Origin of the sequence: Mycobacterium sp. (assembly GCF_032162105.1) — a bacterium.
GTDB lineage: Bacteria > Actinomycetota > Actinomycetes > Mycobacteriales > Mycobacteriaceae > Mycobacterium.
Genome location: NZ_JAVRPS010000547.1, coordinates 1 through 3,229, shown reverse-complemented (window position 1 = coordinate 3,229; position 3,229 = coordinate 1). Strand labels below are relative to the sequence as shown.

General features: G+C 65.5%; 2 protein-coding genes and 1 pseudogene. 1 reads left to right on the top strand and 2 read right to left on the bottom strand.

The features are described from left to right. Both QOC69_RS27995 and QOC69_RS27990 read right to left on the bottom strand, forming a co-directional pair. Window positions 1–538 (bottom strand): annotated as a pseudogene (locus QOC69_RS27995) (NAD(P)H-dependent amine dehydrogenase family protein); the annotation flags it as partial. A gap of 33 nt (window positions 539–571) precedes the next feature. Continuing rightward, a complete protein-coding gene (locus QOC69_RS27990; protein ID WP_526445783.1) occupies window positions 572–1,408 on the bottom strand; it encodes an SDR family oxidoreductase in 837 nt (278 codons plus the stop codon). Between the two features lie 151 nt (window positions 1,409–1,559). Between QOC69_RS27990 and QOC69_RS27985 the strand changes: the two genes are divergently transcribed. Beyond that, the gene (locus QOC69_RS27985) at window positions 1,560–3,089 is read left to right on the top strand and encodes an aldehyde dehydrogenase family protein (protein WP_526445782.1); all 1,530 of its coding nucleotides are present in this window, start codon (window positions 1,560–1,562) and stop codon (window positions 3,087–3,089) included. The last annotated feature ends 140 nt before the right edge of the window (window positions 3,090–3,229 follow it).

The following is a 3,229-nucleotide window of genomic DNA, read 5'->3' as shown; positions in this document are numbered from 1 at the left end:
CATACGTCGCGTAGCTGAGGCACTCCTGGGCGCGGATCGACCTGATGTCGCGGGAGATGCTGCTCAGGCTGAGCGCCAGCGCATCGCACATGAAGCCCGGTTCGATGCCGGTGCCGAAGAACGTGGTTCCGCCGGACTCGGCGCTCAGGCACAGCCGGTCGTAGACGTCGTCGCCGAACGCCCGCGGGTTGGTGAGCCCGGAGATGCCGGTGGCCACGACGTTCTTGCCGCTGGCGAGGAGTCGGCACATCGTTTCGACGCTTGCCCAGCCGTCGGTGCCGGGCTGTTTGGGAGACCCACTGGGCTCTGCCGCCATGTACACGACGCAGTCGGCGTCCAGCGCGACGAGATCATCCGCGTCATGGGTTGCACTCGGGCCGCCCATCGCCAGCCCGGCCAGTTCGCCGGCGGTGCGCCCGACGTTCTGCTCCCGGTTCACCCACACCCCGACGACGTCGAACGCCCGGTCCTCGAGCAGGAAGCGCAACGTGTGCGCACCGGTATTGCCGGTGCCCCACTGAATGACTCGATACGGCATGGCCGACACCTCACGCCGGCTGGTCGACTGGCGTCATGCCCCGGTCGCACCAGGAGCGTCGAACATCTTGGTCAGATCGAGCTGGCCGGATTGCACTGCGCCGAAGAATCCGCCGTCGGTGACGAGTGCTTCGCCGTTGACGTAGCTCGACCGGGGGCTGTTGAGGAAGATCAGCGGCCACGCCTGTTCCTCGGGGGTCGAGCGGCGCCGGATCGGGCCGACGAACGCGTCGATGATGCTCTCGCCGGCGAATTCGACGAAGTGGGGCATCATCGCGGTGTCCGTGGGGCCGGGGTTGATGCAGTTGAGTCGGATGCCGCCATTGATCAGCGTGGCACCCCGCGATGCAACCCAGGCGTTGATCGCCTTCTTCGAAAATGGGTACGCACCAACCGCACCCATCTCGCTGTTGGCCTCGCACCACTGCTTGCCTTCGTCGAATCCGTCGGTGGCGACCAGACCCATCAGCTGGTCCAGCTCCAGCTGCCACCCCATCGCCGCGTTCGATGCGACCACCGCGATCGCGCCACCGGCGGGAATCTTGGGCAGCACCAGGTTCACCAGATGCCGTGCCCCCACGAAGTTGACCAGCATCACGTCCAGACCGGAGAACGGCGGCCCCGGCAGGCCGGCGCAGCCGAAATAGCCGTCCACCGGTCCCTCGATGGATTCGGCAGCCTTCTCGATGGAGGCGCGGTCACGTAGGTCCACCTCCAGCACCCGGTCGACGGGAACGTTGGTGGGCCGGACGTCGAGCGCCGTGACCCGTGCTCCCAGGCTGGTCAGGATCGTCGCCGTCGCGGCACCCATCCCGGACGCAGCGCCGGTGACCACCACATGGCGTCCCGCATATCCCAGTACGTCTTCCATGCGTCCTCCGAACGAGTTGGTGCGAAGATCATGTCTGCCGCACGAAGATATAACAGGTGTCCAAAAAGAAACATTATATTCTCCTCTCCAGAATATGCTGCTAGCGTGATCCGACGTGATCAAGATCTTCGGGAGATGGAGGTAGTGCGCGGTGAGTGACCGGTGGGACTACGACAACATGTTCATCGACGGCGCCTGGACGGCGGACGACGCGGTCGGGGTCATCGAGGTCATCGACCCGGCCACCGAAGAAGTCATCGGGTCGGTTCCCGACGCGGGCGTCAAGGCCACCCACGCAGCGATCGCGGCGGCTCGGCGGGCATTCGACGACGGGCCCTGGCCACGGACGTCGCCCCGCGAACGGGCAACGGTGCTGCGCCGATTTGCGGCCATCCTCGATGAGCGCCACGACCTACTCAAGAAACTGGTGATGGCCGAGTCGGGGTCGGTCGGCTTCCTCGCCGACATCATCCAGGTCCGCGGCACCATCGACATCGCCGAGTGGATCGCCGAAGCCATGGAACTCGCGGTGCGCTGGACGGAAGTATCTCCGCCGGCCGGTGGCCCGACCGGGATGGCCGGACATGCGGTGGTCAGAGAACCGGTGGGCGTGGTGGCCGCCATCACACCGTTCAACTTCCCGTTCTTCCTCAACATCGTCAAAGTGCTACCGGCATTGGCGGCCGGCTGCACCGTGGTGCTCAAACCGCACCAGTGGACCCCGCTGGACGCCTTCGAAATCGCCAAAGCGGCTCAGGACGCTGACCTTCCGCCCGGAGTGCTCAACGTGATCGCCGGCGGTCCCGAGGTCGGCGAGGAGATGACCACTCACCCGATGGTCGACATGGTGACGTTCACCGGCTCCACCGCGACGGGGCGGGCGATCATGGCGGCCGCCGCCCCCACGGTGAAGCGCCTGCAGCTCGAGCTCGGCGGCAAGAGCGCGTCCATCATCCTCGATGATGTCTCCGAAGAACACGTCGCCACCATGGGGATCATCACCTCGATGATTCACGCGGGGCAGGGCTGCGCCATCCAGACAAGGATGCTGCTGCCCGAACACCTGCTCGACGCCTACGTCGACGGCGCCAAGAAATCGGCGTCGTCGCTCAAGGTCGGCGACCCCCGGGAGCCCGACACCCTTATCGGCCCCCTGATCCGCGAGCAGCAGCGCGCCCGCGTCGAGGGGTACGTCCAGTCGGGGATCGACGAGGGTGCCGAACTCGTCTTTGGCGGTAAGCGTCCCGCGCATCTGGCCAAGGGCTTCTTCTTCGAACCGACGCTATTCATCAACGCCCGCAACGACATGCGCATCGCCCAGGAGGAGATTTTCGGTCCCGTCCTCACCGTGATCACCTACAAGACCGAAGACGAGGCGATCCGCATCGCGAACGATTCGATATACGGACTTGGTGGTGGCGTCGTATCCGGCAATACCGCGCGCGGCTTCAACGTCGCGCGTCAGCTTCGGGCAGGCAACGTCGCGGTGCAGACGGTGGGGTCGCCCACCCGCAACGTCGAGACTTTGGGCACCTCGGGTCCTGGCTGGTCGGCCGAACAGCCCAATGGTGTTGGTATCACCGGTGTCTTCGGCGGGTTCAAGCAGAGCGGGGTGGGCAGGGAATGGGGTCACCACGGGATCGAGGAGTTCACCGAACTCAAGTCGATCGCCTGGAGTTGAGGCGTTCTCGGAGTTCGTCCTTGCGCACCTTGCCGGTGGCTGTCCGAGGTAGGTCGTCGACGATCTCGAGGCGTTCCGGTGTCAGGTGTCGTGTAGTCCCTGCGACGGAGAAATGCGCGCGGATGTCGGTGAGCGACAGC